Consider the following 326-nt stretch of genomic DNA (forward strand, 5'->3'; position numbering starts at 1 on the left):
AAAGGATGTGGGATTTCGAAGACAGCTAGGATGTTGGCTTAGAAGCAGCCATACATTAAAAGAGTGCGTAACAGCTCACTAGTCGAGAGGTCCTGCGCCGAAAATGTCCGGGGCTAAACACAACACCGAAGCCTAGGAATGTAGTAATACATTGGTAGAGGAGCATTCTTAGAGGCGTAGAAGCCATACCGGAAGGAATGGTGGAGTAATAAGAAGAGAGAATGCCGGAATGAGTAGCGAGAAAGAGGTGAGAATCCTCTTGGCCGAATATCTAAGGTTTCCTGAGTAAAGCTGATCTACTCAGGGTAAGTCGGGGCCTAAGGCAA

General features: G+C 47.2%; 1 rRNA gene. It reads left to right on the forward strand.

What is annotated here, in order from left to right:
* Positions 1-326 (forward strand): 23S ribosomal RNA (locus SBH76_RS13585); the annotation flags it as partial.

It is taken from the genome of Lachnoanaerobaculum sanguinis (assembly GCF_033242365.1).
GTDB classification, from domain to species: domain Bacteria; phylum Bacillota; class Clostridia; order Lachnospirales; family Lachnospiraceae; genus Lachnoanaerobaculum; species Lachnoanaerobaculum sanguinis.